Origin of the sequence: Microcoleus sp. B4-C2 (assembly GCF_036705265.1) — a bacterium.
Lineage (GTDB): Bacteria > Cyanobacteriota > Cyanobacteriia > Cyanobacteriales > Microcoleaceae > Microcoleus.
The window spans coordinates 49,581-66,189 of the sequence record NZ_JAUBUB010000021.1 but is presented as its reverse complement, the minus strand read 5'-3'; the positions used below and the strand labels follow the sequence as shown (position 1 = coordinate 66,189).

At 43.6% G+C, this 16,609-nt stretch carries 12 protein-coding genes, 1 other RNA gene and 1 pseudogene; 6 read left to right on the top strand and 8 right to left on the bottom strand.

The genetic code is table 11. The features are described 5' to 3' along the window. The 3 genes from QUB20_RS09555 to QUB20_RS09545 all read left to right on the top strand — a co-directional run. Positions 1-211, top strand: a 211-nt coding sequence (locus tag QUB20_RS09555) for a hypothetical protein (RefSeq protein ID WP_333247897.1), incomplete at its 5' end; no start/stop codon positions are given. A gap of 368 nt (positions 212-579) precedes the next feature. Next, the gene (locus QUB20_RS09550) at positions 580-1,326 is read left to right on the top strand and encodes a dienelactone hydrolase family protein (protein ID WP_333247899.1); all 747 of its coding nucleotides are present in this window, start codon (positions 580-582) and stop codon (positions 1,324-1,326) included. A 99-nt stretch (positions 1,327-1,425) separates the two neighbouring features. Further along, entirely contained in the window at positions 1,426-2,325 is a 900-nt protein-coding gene (locus QUB20_RS09545) for a S1 RNA-binding domain-containing protein (protein WP_333053701.1), read from the top strand. 256 nt (positions 2,326-2,581) lie between these two features. On the opposite strand, the gene QUB20_RS09540 is transcribed toward QUB20_RS09545, so the two are convergent. Together QUB20_RS09540 and QUB20_RS09535 are read right to left on the bottom strand one after the other, a co-directional pair. Beyond that, the gene (locus tag QUB20_RS09540) at positions 2,582-4,813 is read right to left on the bottom strand and encodes a polysaccharide biosynthesis tyrosine autokinase (protein WP_333240008.1); all 2,232 of its coding nucleotides are present in this window, start codon (positions 4,811-4,813) and stop codon (positions 2,582-2,584) included. A 21-nt stretch (positions 4,814-4,834) separates the two neighbouring features. Continuing rightward, positions 4,835-6,265 carry an SLBB domain-containing protein gene (locus QUB20_RS09535; RefSeq protein WP_333240006.1) on the bottom strand — a complete coding sequence of 477 codons (1,431 nt, stop codon included), beginning with the start codon at positions 6,263-6,265 and terminating at the stop codon, positions 4,835-4,837. 33 nt (positions 6,266-6,298) lie between these two features. Here QUB20_RS09535 and QUB20_RS09530 point away from each other — a divergent pair, with 33 nt between their 5' ends. Next, complete coding sequence (locus QUB20_RS09530) at positions 6,299-7,654, top strand: O-antigen ligase family protein (protein WP_333247902.1); 1,356 nt, start codon at positions 6,299-6,301, stop codon at positions 7,652-7,654. A 120-nt stretch (positions 7,655-7,774) separates the two neighbouring features. Here the strand turns inward: QUB20_RS09530 and QUB20_RS09525 are convergent, their stop codons facing one another. Both QUB20_RS09525 and purD read right to left on the bottom strand, forming a co-directional pair. Further along, positions 7,775-9,940: an ATP-binding protein gene (locus QUB20_RS09525; protein WP_333247904.1), complete on the bottom strand. Its 2,166-nt coding sequence runs from the start codon at positions 9,938-9,940 to the stop codon at positions 7,775-7,777. A gap of 170 nt (positions 9,941-10,110) precedes the next feature. Further along, positions 10,111-11,391, bottom strand: coding sequence for a phosphoribosylamine--glycine ligase (gene purD, locus QUB20_RS09520; protein WP_333053696.1), 1,281 nt, complete (start codon positions 11,389-11,391; stop codon positions 10,111-10,113). 338 nt (positions 11,392-11,729) lie between these two features. Here purD and QUB20_RS09515 point away from each other — a divergent pair, with 338 nt between their 5' ends. Beyond that, complete coding sequence (locus QUB20_RS09515) at positions 11,730-12,992, top strand: 5-(carboxyamino)imidazole ribonucleotide synthase (protein WP_333247906.1); 1,263 nt, start codon at positions 11,730-11,732, stop codon at positions 12,990-12,992. 50 nt (positions 12,993-13,042) lie between these two features. Beyond that, a non-coding RNA gene (gene ssrS / locus QUB20_RS09510) (6S RNA) lies at positions 13,043-13,230 on the top strand. Positions 13,231-13,303: 73 nt separating this feature from the next. Here the strand turns inward: ssrS and QUB20_RS09505 are convergent. The 4 genes and pseudogenes from QUB20_RS09505 to QUB20_RS09490 form a co-directional block, all read right to left on the bottom strand. Beyond that, positions 13,304-13,438: pseudogene (locus QUB20_RS09505) on the bottom strand (IS630 family transposase); the annotation flags it as partial. Positions 13,439-13,866: 428 nt separating this feature from the next. Beyond that, a complete protein-coding gene (locus tag QUB20_RS09500) occupies positions 13,867-14,742 on the bottom strand; it encodes a hypothetical protein (RefSeq protein ID WP_333247908.1) in 876 nt (291 codons plus the stop codon). A gap of 39 nt (positions 14,743-14,781) precedes the next feature. Then, on the bottom strand, positions 14,782-15,459 hold the full coding sequence (locus QUB20_RS09495) for a hypothetical protein (RefSeq protein WP_333247910.1): 678 nt from the start codon (positions 15,457-15,459) through the stop codon (positions 14,782-14,784). Between the two features lie 124 nt (positions 15,460-15,583). Then, a complete protein-coding gene (locus tag QUB20_RS09490; RefSeq protein ID WP_333247912.1) occupies positions 15,584-16,540 on the bottom strand; it encodes a hypothetical protein in 957 nt (318 codons plus the stop codon). Between the last annotated feature and the right edge of the window lie 69 nt (positions 16,541-16,609).

Below are 16,609 nucleotides of genomic sequence, written 5' to 3'. Positions count from 1 at the left end.
GAAGAAATCAGTTCACTATCTTCTTACACTTTCATTCTTGAAGCTTTATTCTATGCAGCTTCATATTAAATTGGTATTAGTCCTAGCCGGAATCAATCTCCTCAACTGGTTGCATGACTTTCTTCGGCGTGGCGATCGTAACTTAGACTTGAGTCCTAGCCTCCATCAATCTCCTCAAACTATTCCGCCAACCAGAAAGCAAAGCGATTAAAAAACAACTCCGATCTATCAAAAAAAATTAGCTCATATTCAACAGCTAACGACTTAGACACTTATCTCTAAAATCTCACGAAAAAGCCATATAAAAGCTGCAAAGTCGTAGACTTATCAAAATATATGCTTTAGAAAATCACAGAACACAACTTATATTTTACCGAAATTGAATCCCCAATTAATTCCTATGAGTGATTTGCCCCAACTTGTTCAGCCAAACCTAAACCTTCAACAATAAGCGAATTTTTACCTGCCATATTTGCGGTTTTACGCTTCGCGGTTCCGAAAAATATTATTGGCAAATTGCATACAAAATTCCCAAATTAACTTAAAATAAGTAGAGTGGCATTTACCTTAAAACTCCCGATGACAAACGCCGAAATTAGCACCAAAAACATCACAGTTCCTAACGGGGATTTGCAAATAGCTGCATACCTAGCCCAGCCAGCCTCCCCAGGGCAATTTCCCGCAGTAATCGTGATTCAAGAAATCTTTGGCGTCAACTCGCACATCCGCGAAGTTACTGAAAAAATAGCAAAAGAAGGATATGTGGCGATCGCCCCAGCCATTTACCAGCGTCAAGCCCCCGGCTTTGAAACCGGCTACACACCCGAAGCCATCCAAATCGGCAAAGAATACAAAGAAAAAACCACAGCTTCCGAACTTCTCGGTGATATCCAAGCCACCATCGATTACCTCAAAACTCTACCCTCTGTCAAACCAGAAGGTTTTGGCTGCATTGGTTTCTGCTTTGGAGGACACGTCGCCTACCTTGCCGCTACATTGCCCGAAATCAAGGCTACAGCGTCGTTCTACGGCGCCGGTATCGCCACCCAAACCCCCGGCGGCGGCACCCCCACGATCGCCCGCACAGCAGACATTAAAGGCACTCTCTACGCCTTTTTTGGCACTCAAGACCCCAGCATTCCCTTAGAACAAGTTGACCAAATCGCCGCCGAATTGCAAAAACACAGTATTTCTCACCAAATTTTCCGCTACAATGCCGATCACGGCTTCTTCTGCGACCACCGCGGCAGTTACGACGCTACGGCAGCAGCCGACTCGTGGGTGCAGGTGAAGCAGCTATTTCATCAGCAACTTCAACCAGCTTAGAGAGTGGGAGATGGGGAGATAGGGAGATGGGGAGAGTGGGAAATTTTTTTCTACTGACGACTGCCAACTAAATTACTGACAACTGACAACTAAACTGACATGAATTCCAAATCTACAGGTTCTCAAAGCGCAAAACCATCCTTTTCAATGGATGATTTTGCTAAAGCCCTCGAACAGCACAATTACGAGTTCCAGAAGGGACAAGTAGTGCGCGGCAAAGTGTTCGAGTACGACTCAAACGGCGCGTATGTTGATATCGGCGGCAAGTCTTCGGCTTTTTTGCCGATCGAAGAGGCTGCTTTGAGAACAGTAACGGATTTGTCGGAAGTGGTTCCCCTGGACGAGGAACGGGACTTTTTGATTATCCGCGAACAAGATGCCGATGGCCAAGTTACTTTGTCTCTGCGGCAGTTACAAATTCAGCAAGCTTGGGAAGATTTAGTCGAATTGCAGGAAACCGGTAAAGTTCTTCAGGTGCGGGTTTCTGGGGCAAATAAGGGCGGCGTGACTGTAGATGTTCAGGGAATGCGCGGTTTTATTCCCCGATCGCACTTAGTCGATCGCGATAACCTAGAATCGCTGATCGGTCAATCTTTGAGCGTTAATTTCTTGGAGGTCGATCGCGAACGGGAAAAACTCGTACTTTCCCAGCGGATGGCCACTCAATCGAATGCTTTCAAGGACTTGCAAATTGGTCAGTTGGTGGAAGGAAAAGTCAGCAGCATCAAGCCTTTTGGCGTGTTTGTGGACTTGGAAGGAGTTAGCGGTTTGCTGCACATCAAGCAAGTCAGCCAAAAATATATTGATAACCTTGGCAAGGTGTTTGCTCCCGGTCAACCCCTGAAAGCGATCGTGCTTGACCTCGATGAAAGTCGTGGCCGAATTTCACTTTCTACGCGGGTACTAGAAAATTACCCAGGGGAAATGGTGGATAAGATGGCGGATGTTATGGAGACTGCAGAAGAGCGATCGGAACGTGCTAGAAAGACTCTTTCTTAAGTCTTGATCTAATTACCACCCCGACTTCTTAAAGAAGTCGGGGTGGTAAGAGTGCGATCTTTTTACGTTTAACTAAGTTGATTTACTTATTTGGGATTTTACATCGACTTCTTCTACCCGTTTCCCAAAACAATCCCACTATAGGCTAACTCCAAACCCCTATCTAGTAAGTTAATACCTCTCGCCAATCCAAAATTAAAGAGCCAAAATTGTCTTACTTCTTCCTGTAGCTATCTAACTCCATTTTTAGCGTTCGTTACTTAACCCCATTAGCTACTACTCCCAATACTTTAAAATCTGCTACATTTAGTTGATCTAAAGCTTTGCTTACCATGCCGCGATCGGTTTTTTCTATTTTTACTATCAGCACTGTACCATCAGTTTGAGACGCTAGTAAATGGCCGTCTGCTAAACCAATTAAAGGTGGCGTATCGTAAATCACTAAATCAAATAACGCTAGAAATTGTTCCATTAAATAGTGCATCTTTCTCGAAGAAAGTAATGTAATTGGGTCTGAGGGAATAGTACCAGCAGTCAGGACAAAAAGATTGTCATCGTCGGGTAATCGCTGAATAGCCTCATTTAAGCTTAAATCAGAACTTAAAACATTACTTAAACCTTTCATATTTGATAAGCCAAGATATGTGTGCAGTTGAGGCACACGCATATTAGCATCCACTAATAATACTCGTTTACCAACAGCAGAAGCAGTTTTAGCTAAATAAAGTGCTACAGTGGACTTACCCTCACCTTTAATGGTCGAAGTGATGGTTAAAGAACTTATTGGGTGTTCAGCATTTAATAATTGAATATTTGTGTATAAGTAGTGAAATGCCTCGACTACAGGAAAATCTTTGTAATTTGAAACTATTATTCGTTTTAAGCTTGCACTGTTAGTATTTGAACTTACGCTAGTGAATTTAGCTGGAACACGTTCACCTCGACCAGATTTAATTTTCATCGCTTTGGCGATCGGAATGACTCCCAAAATAGGGCGTTTAGTTGCTGATTTAATTTCTTCGGGAGTATGGAAAACAGTATTTAAAACTTCTACTAGGAAACCTATAGCAATGCCTAGTAAAGTGCTAATAACGATCGCAATGGCTAGGTGGCGACGGGTTGGTTTTTCTGTTACTGGGTAAAAATCACCATTTTCGTTTGTGATTAACTGTGGTTTAGATATAATTTGCCAAGAGCCATCAATTTGACCAGCATCTAGTTGTAAAGTTTTTTGTTTTTCGAGGAAGAGTTTGAGATTATCTTTAGCTAGTTCTAGTTTTAATTGTATGTCATCATAGCGAAGTTGAGCTTGAGGCATTTGAGTGATTTTTGCTTGCAGTGAATTTTGGCTATTAGTTATCAATCGCTCGCGAGCTTCCAACTGTTTTAGTTGTGATTGCATCTGCAAGAGGACAATATCAGCTTCTTTTTTGATTAAATCACGCAAACTTTGCTGCTTTTCCCGCAAAGATTGAATGGGAAGGCTATTTTCATAAAATTGAGTAGAGCTTAAAGCTAATTGCGACTCTATTTCATTTACTTTGCTAATTAAATTTTCATAGGATTTGGGGCTAATATCAATAATCCAACGATTATCGCCCGTTAACGCTCTTTTTTTGTAGCTTTCATATTGAAGCCTACTTTCTGCCAGTTGTGCTTGCACTTCTAGGCGACGATTAGTTAAATTATCGAGCTGATCTGATAGGCTGCGGCTGCGTAGTTCGGGTTGATTAAAGTTATACTGAAGCCTTAACATTTGTAATTCTTGTTGCAATTTATCGACTCTCTGCTGGAGTGGGGGCAGTTGTCTATCTATAAAATCAATACTTTGTTTGCTAACTTTCAAACGCTCTTTATCCATATATTCTAGGTAATATTTTGCAGTTTCATCCAGCACATATTGGATGCGCTTTGGATCTCGATCGCGATAGCTAATATCTATGAGTTTAGTACCACCCTGCTTCCCATCTCGCAAGAAAGTAATACGTTGGATAGTCAAGCGGCTACTGAGACTTTTATAGTCAAACTTTGGATATTTTGTTTGCAATTTATTGACTAATGGTAGTAACACTTCTGGGCTTTTTAAAACCCGCGCTAAACTTTGATAATCCACCGAGGAACCGTCTTCCGCTGATGATTTAATTTTGTTCAAGTCTGTGATGCCTAAACTGTTATTTTGAGCTTGAACCAATAGTTTTGATAGCCGATCGTCAGCCGTAATCGGTTCTGCTAAAACTGTGAATTTTCCTTCATACTCAGTAATAGAGTTTTTGGCAGCCCTGAGCACGAAACTACCGCTTAAAGTAGCTATGCTGGCAGCTACTATGCCCATCACCAGAAGGCGACGTTTGATGACAGCTAGTACCCAATTCATATCAAGAACTTGGTCATCCTCTGCTGGGGTACTAGCTAGGTAATTAGCGGAGGGAGCAGACAAATATTGACCATTAAGGTCATTTTTGATGGAAGACAACAGTTTTTTATCCATAGCAAGAATCTTATTTAATTCCTAATTTCCGAATAGTCTGAGTAGCTCTATCAGTCGGGTGGGAACGAGAATTCCACCAATAATATTACTAGCTGGTGAGAAAACAGTATTAATGTTGTCTACGAATATAGCAGTCCTCGATCGTGCCACTATAATTATGTCATTATCTTGAATCAGTGGGTTGCTTTGAGCGTCGATTCCTTGATTAAAGTTAATTGATACTTGCGATCGAGATATCGTGCCATTAGGATTTAGCCTGATCAGTTCCACATATCTAGAGTTAGCGCGATTTGGTCGAAAACCTCCCGCACTCATAATTGCTTGATTTAAGGTAGTATTAGGAGGTAATTTGAGTCCACCCGGAGCATTGACTTCTCCGATAACACTTACTTGCAAAGTCGCCGGAGCAAAGCTAGCAGTAGCTAGAACAGAAACTTCTCCGGGGTCGATCGCCGTCGCTGTCGGGACAAAGATGATATCCCCTTCTTGTAGTATAGTATCTTGAGAGGTATCTTGTTCTTGCAAATATTGCCAGAGGTTAATAGTTCTAATTTGTTGTTGGCCACTTCTAGTATAACGTTGGAGTTGGATTTGCCGAATATCAGCGATTGATGTTATGCCACCAGCTAGTTGTAGAGCTCGAATGATGGTCGGTTGTCCGCTGGTTCTTTCACCATTTCGGGTATCACCACCAATGGCTACATATCTACCCGGACGCTTCACCTCTCCGAATACTGAGACAGTACGGGGTTGATCTGCTGGTATAGAAAAATTAGATTCACTAAGTTGATTTGTTTCTGCTAAATTAATGGTTTCTTGAGGGGGAACCAAGATTTGATCTCCATCTCGCAACGTGATATCTTGGCTGCTCTGACCAGTTTGTAAATAATCCCACAGATTATAAGTGATAGTTATTTCTTTGTTAGCCGTAAGCCGACGCCGCACAATTACTCGTCGAATATCAGCGCTAGCTCGAATACCCCCAGCTTTTTCTAAAGCTTGAGGAAGCGTGGGAAACTGAATCGATGGTCTAGTTCCACCTCCATTAGCTAGGGGTAATAAGTAAGAGCCCGGACGACTTATTTCACCCGATAACCAAATATTAAGCGGGCGGGCAGCTTGTAAGCTGATTGTAACTAAAGGTCTTTTTACGACCTTACCATAAGCTCTAGTGATAACTTGGGCTGCCTGTTCTAAAGTTAATCCTTGAAGGGAAACACTACCAATAATGGGGATTTGAATAGCTCCCCCAGCGGGAATTTGATACTCCCCACTAAGCTGAGGCAGATCGTAGATATCAATTTTAATATTGTCTCCACCACCTAGATAGTAATCAGTATTAATACTTGTTGCGGGGGCTGGCGACTGAGCGAGGTTGGTTTGAGGGTAGGAGAGAGTGAGTACGAGCGCCAGCAGTGGCAGTTGTAAAGCACGGAGAGTAAGCCATTTCATAGGTAGTAACAAATTTATGATAGAGGTAAAGCCATGAAAGATATTTTAAGAATGCCGATGTTTGCGTTGATGCTATTGTGTTTAACGCTTATCGTGTTTGTGACTATTTATATTTTAGCTGCACGCCATCCGAAATTGAGTGGCACATTAGAAAAGATTTTTGTGGGCATACTTTTTTTTACCATCACTGGTGGTTCGGGGATCACGGCAATGCCCTTTACCAAACTCCATCCTAACGTTTTCTACAACTTAGAAACTACACCCCCAACGATGATTGCTCAAATTGCCATTTATGGGGGCATGATATTAATGCTATTTCCCCGCTTAACTAAAACTACCCAAAAAACAGTTTCTATGTGCATTAAATGGATAGCAGGAGACATTTTTTTAGGTTTGTTTTTGTTGATTATGACTTTATCGGGCTTGTGGTCACAAACTCCTGAAATTACTTTTAGGGCTATTTTTGCTATTTGGGTAGTAACACTGGCTTCTATTTATGTAGGGAAAGTGTATAGTTGGTTAGAAATTTATGGATTATTGAGATGGCTAACTGGTTTATTAGCTTTATGGTCACTTGTGAAAACAAATGCAGCGCCGGACGGTTGTTGGACAGGAGTTTTAGGTCATAAAAACCCTTTTTCTTTTCAAATGGCTAATACAGCTTCTTTATGGCTTTTATATGCTTTTAAGGATCGTAAGTATCGATATTTATCATTATTTATAACTTTAATAGCTTTAGTAGGATTGCAAAAAGGTTGTAGTGGTGCTAGTCGGATTTTGACAGTGGTATTAATCAGTTTGTGGAGTTATTTAGCCCTCTTAAAAAAATTACCTGTAAAATGGGCTTTTCTCTGCTTTATCTTATTTTTGGTCGGTAGTATAGGTATAAGTATTTTGGTATTAAATAATTTAGAGGCTATTATTGTGGATGGTTTGAAAAAAGATATGACTTTAACAGGTAGAACCGATTTTTGGCCTTTAATTATTGATCGAATTAATCAAAACAATCCCATATTTGGTTATGGAATACAAGGATTTTGGCAGTGGTGGCGTCGCTCGGAAAATCCCGCTTACGGAATTGTAGTAGCTAAAACTGGTTTTGTGCCACCCCACTCTCACAATGGTTTTATTGATATACTTTGCGAACTGGGTTGGGCCGGACTCTTGTTGTTTATTGGGTCATTCTTGAATAATATATTTAGAGGTATAAAGTACCTAGTTAAAGGAACTTTTCCAGAGTCAGGTTTGCCTTTGTATTTATTAACATTTATGCTAATGACCAATTTGACAGAGGGGGGACTATTGGGGGTTGGTACTTATTGGTGTTGGTATGTAGTTTTATCGGTAAAATTGAGCTTAGATAGGACAGCTAAGGATAATCCACACTGATGATGTCAGCGTTTGGTCAGGCCTATTAGGAGAATCTTTACAAAGAATAGGCATCTCCCCCACTTCTTAAAGAAGTCGGGGCTTTAACACCGATCGCGTTTTACGTTTAATTAAGTGGGCTTACTTAATATGACTCGCAATTGTTTCACTCTCCACCGTGGCTTCCACTGGCCAAGAATTTTCCATCTCTAGTGTTTGTTTCGGCTGATAAACTGCCAAGTCGAACCAGAAAGTCGTACCCACATTAACTTCGCTAACTAAATTAATTTTAGTGTGGTGCTTGTCAATAATGTTTCTGACAATAGAAAGACCTAATCCCGTTCCTTCTAAAGTGTGTACTCGGTTTTCTACCCGGAAAAAGCGATCGAAGATTGCTTGTTGGTCTTCAGGATCTATGCCAATTCCCGTATCAGAAATTTCGATCCGCACTACCGGAAAATGTTTGGCATCCGGTGACAAGTTTTGGTTCCCGGATTGACCGTCTTTGTGAGTGGACGCCTCCGGCTCTAGCAAATACGCTCGAATTGCCACCTTGCCGCCGGACTGAGTAAATTTTAAGGCATTTCCTACTAAATTTGCAAATACTTGCAGCAGCAAATCGTAATGACCTAAAGCAGGTGGCAAATACGGGTCAACTTCTTGCTCTAATTCAATGCCTTTATCCTTAGCATTTAACTGATAAGTCCGCAGGGTTTGTTCGACAGCTTGCGGGAGGTCAACCGCCTCCAAGTGATAAACTCGGCAGGATTCCAGTCGCGACAAGTCTAACACGTCGTTAACTAAACGAGTTAGTCGATCGGTTTCTCGATTGGCAATTTCTAGGAATTCCCTGCGCTCGCTTTCTAGAAGGTCTTCTCCGTACTCGTGGAGAGTCTCGATAAAAGATTTGATATTAAATAAAGGCGTTCTCAATTCGTGAGAAACATTGCTGATAAAATTGCTTTTAGCCTCATTTAGTTCTACTTCGCGAGTAATGTCCTGCACTGTCATTGCAATGCCTTTGAGACTTTCTCGGTAATTTCCTGAACCTTGATGCTTGGAGGTTTGCTCGTAGAAAGTACACTCTACAGCTAGCGGGCGTTGTGGTTCGGTACAGGTATCTTCCTCATGGCGGATGCAGCTTTTGCACAGCGGTTCGGCACCGGGCGCTTTGTGCAGAATGACTGTAGTTAAAACAATGCGAATTGTACGGTTAACTGGTTCGCTCATCGAGATGCGAAATTCGCCGCCGTCGCGATCGCCCGCAGCTATTTCCTGCAAAGGTCTAGCCAACTCCTGCTGCACTTCCGAAGGCAAAATGTTGAGAACATTTACTCCGAGCGCATTTTTGCCTTCCCATCCAAAAATCCGCATCCCCGTCGGATTAACTAAAATCACCTGCAAATTTGCGTCTAATAAAAGCGCGCCATCAGCAATCGTTGATACCAAAGTTTCTAACTTAGCTTTTTCCGCTGTCAGTTCTTCAATATTTTGTTCTTCATAACTTTCGAGTTTCTGGGCCATTTCATTAAAACTGCCAATTAACTCGCCCAATTCTCCCCCTAAAGGCAGGTCAACTCGCTGCTTAAAATTCCCGCTGGCAATGTTTTTGACCCCGAAGACTAATTGTTTGATCGGCTGAGTAATTGTCAGGGCATTAAATACAGCTCCCAAAATTACCATTACCCAAATTGTCACAAATACTGCTAAAGTGACATCCCTAGTCAGATTTGAAGAGATAACTGCTGCGGGATTTGGGTTAATGCCGATCGCCAAAACTCCCAAATATTTGTCTTCATGAATTAACGGCACAAATACATCGGTAACTTCTCCATCTGGCGTCAAATGCTGCCGCACCAAAGGCAAAGAAGTTAAATTTCTCGCCTCAATATCGGCGACAAAATTATCGGGAAGTTTGATCTGGCGGCGCAGTGTCAGGGAAGTCTCCACCTCGGATTCCGAAAATGGTATCCCCAGGAAAATATCTCCCGCTTCGTCTGCGTAAAGCATATAGCGGACGCTGGAGGTGCTGCTGTAAAATTGGCGGGAAAAGCGGGCGACTTCGGAGCGATCGTTGTTGGCAATCAGCGGCGCCACATTTGCTGCCAACAGCAGGCCGAGGTCGCGGCCGTAACGAGTATCGTTAAGTCGGGCGTCTTGCTGGATAGTATTCACGGCCCAGAATGTCAGGCCACTCATAATTAACGACACTACGAGGGTAGCAGCGGCCATCAGGCGGGTCTGGAGGGTAAAATCCGACCACCAGCGGGCAATAATTTCTCCGATTTTGTTTAGTATGGCCAGCATTTCACCAGTTCACCCGTTCAATATTAAAAGCAAGATAAATTCAGTTGGCTTCAGATAAAATTTTCTGATGCGACTTGTCCGCTACCGCCACCGCAGAGATACCAAACTTCATTGTTACATTTCTACATTGAGATTGCTTGGCTTTCGGATGGCGGTCGATGTCGCAATTCCTAATTTTTATCGCCCAGAGCTCGGCGACCGATGTCCCGACGGCAGTAGACGCCTTCAAATTGGATGCAATCAACTGCTGCATAAGCTGTGGAGATAGCTTGTTCCAAAGTTTCTCCCGCTGCGGTGACGCCCAAAACCCGGCCGCCGTCGCTCACCAACTGCTGGTGCTTCAACTGGGTGCCGGCGTGAAAGACTTCTGCTCCTTTGGCTTCAGCTTCCTCGATACCTGTAATAACTTTGCCTTTTTGATAACTTCCAGGATAGCCCCCAGAAGCCAAAACTACGCAAACAGAGGCCCCCGACTTCCAGCGAATAGAAGATTCACCGAGACGCTGCTGACAGCAGGCGAGCACCAAATCTTCTAAAGGCGTTTCCAGCAGTGACAAAACCGCTTGAGTTTCGGGGTCTCCGAAACGGCAGTTGAATTCTAAGACTTTGGGTTCTCCGTCGGGGGTAATCATTAAACCTGCGTAGAGTACACCCCGGTAGTCGATTTTGCGTTTTTGCAGTGCGGAGAGGGTGGGTTCGAGAATTTCTTCTTGAATCCTTTCCATGAGTTCCGGGGTGACAATGGGCGCTGGGGCGTAGGCTCCCATACCGCCGGTGTTGGCTCCCTGGTCGCCTTCGCCGATCGCTTTGTGGTCTTGGGCCGGCAGCAAAGGTTCCACTGTGATGCCGTCGGTGAGGGCGAGAATCGAGACTTCTTGACCTGTTAAAAATTCTTCGACGACGACTCGGATGTTGTCGGTGCCGAATTCGCCTCGGAAAATGGTGTTGATGGCGCTGTGAGCCATTTTGACGGTGGTGGCAACGGTGACTCCTTTGCCTGATGCGAGTCCGTCTGCTTTAATGACTATTGGGGTTCCTTGTTCCAGAACGTATGCTTTGGCTGCTTCTGCGTCTGTAAATACGGCAGCTTTGGGTGTGGGGATGCCTGCTTCGAGCATCAGTTCTTTGGCCCAGGATTTGCTGGATTCAATTTGGGCGCCGGCTTTGGTGGGGCCGAAAATCATCATTTTTCGCTGTTGGAAATAGTCGGCGATGCCTAGCGATAGGGGCAATTCTGGGCCGACGATGACTAATCCGATGTTGTTGACCATCACAAAGCGTTCGATGCCTTGGAAGTCGTCGATGTTGAGCGACAGATTTTGACAGCCTGGGGTGGTAGCTGTGCCGCCGTTGCCCGGTACGCAGAATACTTGTTTAATCCGCGTAGATTCTAGCAGTTTTTTTGCGATCGCGTGTTCGCGACCTCCGTTTCCCACAACTAAAACTTTCACAGTATCCTCACCTATAAATTGTGTTCCCTGAATGTCTGATTTTCAGTGTTGGCGTCTGTCTATCTGCTTTTTGCAGTGCTGTCAATTATGCCATGCTTGGCGCTAGGGAATTGCTAGATGTGGCACTTTTCTGGAGGAGTGAGGTTCGACTGCGGTTTCTCAATGGCTGGGAGCGTGCAATAATTAAAGACTTTAGCCGTCCAATTTTTCTAGGTTCTGCCTCGATTTAATCCTGCAATTCAAACTATTTTTTGGCTTTTAACTCTGCAATTACTGTAATTGAACCAGGGCCAAATAGCGATAAGATAGGCAGGTTGACTCTGGGGAATTTTACTCACATGAAATCAAATAAAACCGCTGCTAGTTCGTCTGCCAAATTTAAGCGGGTGGGCGTTGTCGGTGGCGGCCAGCTAGCTTCGATGATGGGGGATGCTGCTAGGGGGATCGGTATTGAATTGGTAGTACAAACTCCCCATGCTACTGACCCGGCAGTTTCTGTTGCTGCTGGTGCTGTTTTGGCTGCTGTTGATGATGTTTTGGCTACGGCTCAATTGGCGGCTGGCTGCGATGTTATTACTTTTGAAAATGAGTTTGTGGATTTGGATGGTTTGCGGTCGCTAGAAGAGCAAGGTGTGTTATTTCAGCCGAGTTTGTCGTCGCTTTCTCCTTTGTTGGATAAGTACGTTCAGCGCTGTTATTTACAAGGTTTGGGTTTACCAACTCCGAGGTTTTGGGAATGGGATTGCAGCGCGGATTTGCCCCCAGAATTGTTTAAGGCGGTGACGATCGACTTTCCGGCAATTTCTGTTTCCGACAGCGTGCAGATTGCAGGAGACTCAGATGCTGGATCGATCGACTTTCCCTTTGTTGTCAAAGTTCGCCGCCACGGTTATGACGGCCAAGGTACTTTTATTGTTAAGGATCGGGGGAGTTTTGAGTCAATTCGTGCTAAACTCCAAGGTCAGTCTTTGCTAGTGGAAGAGTTTGTGCCGTTCGATCGCGAGTTGGCTGTGATTGCAGCTCGATCGGCAAATGGGGAAATTGCGATTTATCCGATCGTGGAAACTCAGCAACAAAATCAGGTTTGTCATCTGGTGATTGCGCCCGCTGATATTAGTTTAGAGGTGAAAAATGAAGCTTGTGCGATCGCCCGCACTCTCCTCAACAGTTTGCAAGCTGTCGGCGTATTCGGCATTGAATTATTTTTAACCGCCGATAATAAGCTGTTAGTCAATGAAATTGCACCCCGCACCCACAACTCGGGACATTTTACGATCGATGCTTGCGAAACTTCCCAATTTGAACAGCATTTGCGCGCAGTTTGTCAACTGCCTTTAGGTAATTCGGCTCTGAAATGTGCAGGCGCTGTCATGGTAAATTTGCTAGGCTACGAGTCTGCCCAGTCCGATTATTTAGCAAAAAGACAACAACTGGCACAAATTAGTGGTGCTTTTGTCCATTGGTATGGTAAGGAAGTATCGCGTCCGGGCCGCAAACTCGGTCACGTTACAGTTGTGCTCGACGCGGAGTTGGTGGCTCAGGGGCGATCGTCAGTAGAGGCGATCGCTCAAACCGTAGAATCCATCTGGTATGCAAGTTAAATTGCTCGAAGCTTGCCAAAATCGGGTTAGTTGGTATATATTTAATAAAGGTTCTACTGCGACGTTGGTGACTGCCAATAATGTTTTTTTGATCTATAACTCTTAACTCTCGGGAATCAAGATGTTTGGACAGCAGTAAACTGGGCTTGTACCCAGAAACTTTAAGTCCGAGCCAACGGTACCCACCTGGTAAAATACCAGGTCAAAAGCTGAGGTAAGACGGCGTTGCGGGGAACCATTAAAATTTGGATAGAGATAGGCGCTGTGAAATATGGCTAGCCTATTTTTTTTTGAGATAAGCTGTTGCATATTTAAACTATACAAGCATTACCCTTGTTTTTGATTTGGCGACCCCATTTAATTATTAATTGTCCTTCATTTAAGAGGATCTGCAATAAATACTCCAGCTCTTCAATAGATGTAAAAAGTCGATTTGCAATATATTTTATCGAAAAATAACGGATATGGAATGAGAATTAAATAACTTAGAATGCGTGATGGTTCTTGTGGGATGGGCGTCCCGCCCGCCCTGAATATACAATTTAAATGCGCCACAGCTTAGCAGTCTATTTGCAAATTTGAGATGTTCCCAATCATCTTGCGATCGCCCTATTAATAATTTCCACAAACTGATGCAGTAAAGCAGTCATTCTATTTTAGATTTGAGATTTTGGATTTTGGATTGAACCCACGGATAAATTCGGGGGCTTGAGGATTTTAGATTTTAGATTTTGGATTGATTCCACGGATAAATTACGTGGCGGGTACCACCTTTGAAATTCTTGGTCAACTCTCAGCAAAATCTCCGGCGTGGAATCGATCGCCCTTCCAATAAAAATATTTAACCAAGGTGGGCAAAAGCCCACCCTAATTCCTACTTCCCTACAGTGAAATACTCATTCTTAGCATACACGCTAATAATGCAATCTCCCAATTCAAAAAACATCCCCTCTTGCTCATCCTTAGAAAATTGCAAGTTGCCGTATTTAGAATTAATTTCCTCAGCAGTCGCCGCTTTTGCCTCCATTTCATCCGGGATAAGTCCGGTAGAACCGATATAGAAAACCAGCGGTGAAACTTTTTCCCTGTACGCTTTTTCAGCATAAGCTTCCAGTCGCTCATTCGCATTAGCTAAAGCAGCGACAAATTCGTCTCGCTTGACATCTTCTCCCTGCCATTTCGCTTGCAAAAGGCGCAGCAAACTATCTGCACCCACTTTGGCTAAAGTAGCGCTAACAATTCCGTTATCCTCCAACCCCAAAAACTCATCGAAAATCAGTTTCATCAAGTCGTCAACTTTGGTGATTTTTGTTCGGGATGACAGCGTTTTGTGGGCGAAGACAACAGGCTCATCTAATGTGATGTCAAATGTCGGTTTTGCTAGCTTTTCGCCCGTGTTTTTGTGGTAAACTTCATAAAGGCGATCGAGAAATTTGTTGGCCGAGTGCAACTTGCCGAAGTTGAGGATGTTTTTGCTGCCGATGTCGATTTTGTAGCTGACTCGCGAATCTACTGAACCGTTGGCGATCGCACTTTTTAAATCTGTGTATTCCGTCGTCGTCGGAAAGTTGATGTAAAGGCTTTTTGACAGATAATGCTGTTTCAATTCTTCCAATTGTTCCGCAGTGTAAGCCTCAGATTCCTCCTTCAAATGAGCCGAGAGAATGCTAGAGAGAATTTTGATTTCTGCTAGTTCCTCAAACACTCCGTCAAGGCTGCCGTAACGCCCGTCAAAAGGCACGAGGGGCAAAGTCTCTAACTTAATATCGTACTCGGAACGGAAGTCAAATTATTGCACGGGCGAACCGTCTTTTTCAAGGAGACCGCATTTTTTGAGCAAATCAAACACAGGTTTGCTGCTGATTTTGGTTCGCAGCGACTTAATATTAACTTCGCCGTCGCTGACAATGGTATAATTGTTGAAAGTATTGAGGTCTGTAACTAGAATTCCCGCCACTTCGGCGATTAAAGTTTCATCCTCAACTTTTACCAGCTTAGCTTTTCGGGTAATCAGCATATTGATGGTAGCGGTATTTTGATTGATGGCAAATGAACCCATTTGCACGTATTCGCCACCATCTAAGAATTCAGTTTTCAGCCAAGGCTTGACAAGGTTGCCGTTTTCGTCTCGCTTTTCTTCAATTCGCTTCAAACCTTTTCGCTGATAATTTTCTTGCAAGTGTTTCAAGTTGATGATGATGCTGTTGCTGTTTTCCTCCAATATCTTGATTAACTCCAGCAGGGAAATTTTATCGCTGACTTTTACCCGATCGCCAATTTCATGATTTTTCAACACATCAGGCGCAAAAACAGCCTCTTCCAAATCTTCCGTAAACTCGGCTATTTGGGCATTTGTCAAAGCTTTCGCGTGTTTTTCCGTCAAAGTAGCGTCGAAGGTGCTCGCCAGCGCATACTTAGCCGTATTTAAATTGCCGTCAGCGAGGTTAGCTTTCGCAAAAGCCAACACCGACCACGAATTTCAAAGGTGGTACCCGCCACGTGATTTATCCGTGGAATCAATCCCAAATCGAAAATCGAAAATCACTTATTGCCCCCGCATTTATCCCTGGGGTCAATCCAAAATCTAAAATCTAAAATCTAAAATCGAATGACTCATCAGTTTGAGCAACGGGAACATCTAATTTGTCATACTCATCTTTGGCGACTTTCTGATATTTGTAAAACAGTCCGCGATCGTCTGCTTTCAGCCCGCAGATTTTCAGCGTACTCGATGAACCGTTGATTTTCTTGCCACTTTTGGAAACAAAAACTTGATAATCATATTCCTTAATTAACGGTTCTTCCAGCGGCGGTGCAACGGAACTGCCTAACAGTTTTGTGCTGTCGTAAAGAGCATCATAAACCATTTTAACTTCGCCCGCGCGGATACAATTTCCCGATAATGTGTTAGCGATTTTGGAGAGAAGTTTGAAGTCAGCAGAGGCATAGGATATCGTGTTGGCAAACACATCCATGTCTTTGAGTTCTTCGCAAATTTCCCCTAGTTTTGCAGCTTCGGAATTGGCACTTGGGTCATTTGCATAGCCGTCGGTGTGCAAATTGATCGCTGTCATTTCTCCCGCTTTAACCAGAGATTTAGCGAGTTGCATCGACTGCGATATGCAGGTACTGCCAGCCGTGTGAATTTTTTGAATTTCTTTGATGTATGGAGAGTCAAACTTCAGCACTTCTTGAATGGGAATTCGCTGGAAATGACAAATTACGTCCCCATTGCTAGCGTAGGAAATGAGGCTGATAATTAGCTGGTAATTGTTGTATTCGTCTAAGGTCAAAAGCTTGATTAGGGTTTCTTTCAGCGGTTCTAAGTCATAATACATTGAGCCGGAACGATCGATGATGATGATGCTGTGAGCGACGGATTTTTCTGGGATATCGCCTGGTGTTCTCTCTAAATTAATGCGATCGACTAGATAGAATGCCTTTGCGTTTCCGGCAAAATTGTAGAGGGTAAATTTGGTGCGAGTATTGGAGGCTGCTTGGCTGCTGGAACTTTTGACTTGAGATGATTGTTTTGCTTGCCGTGCCATAGTTTTCACCTATGTTGACTTACTCATCAACTTAATCATGACACGCGCTTCTGTGGATGTCAAGGCCTG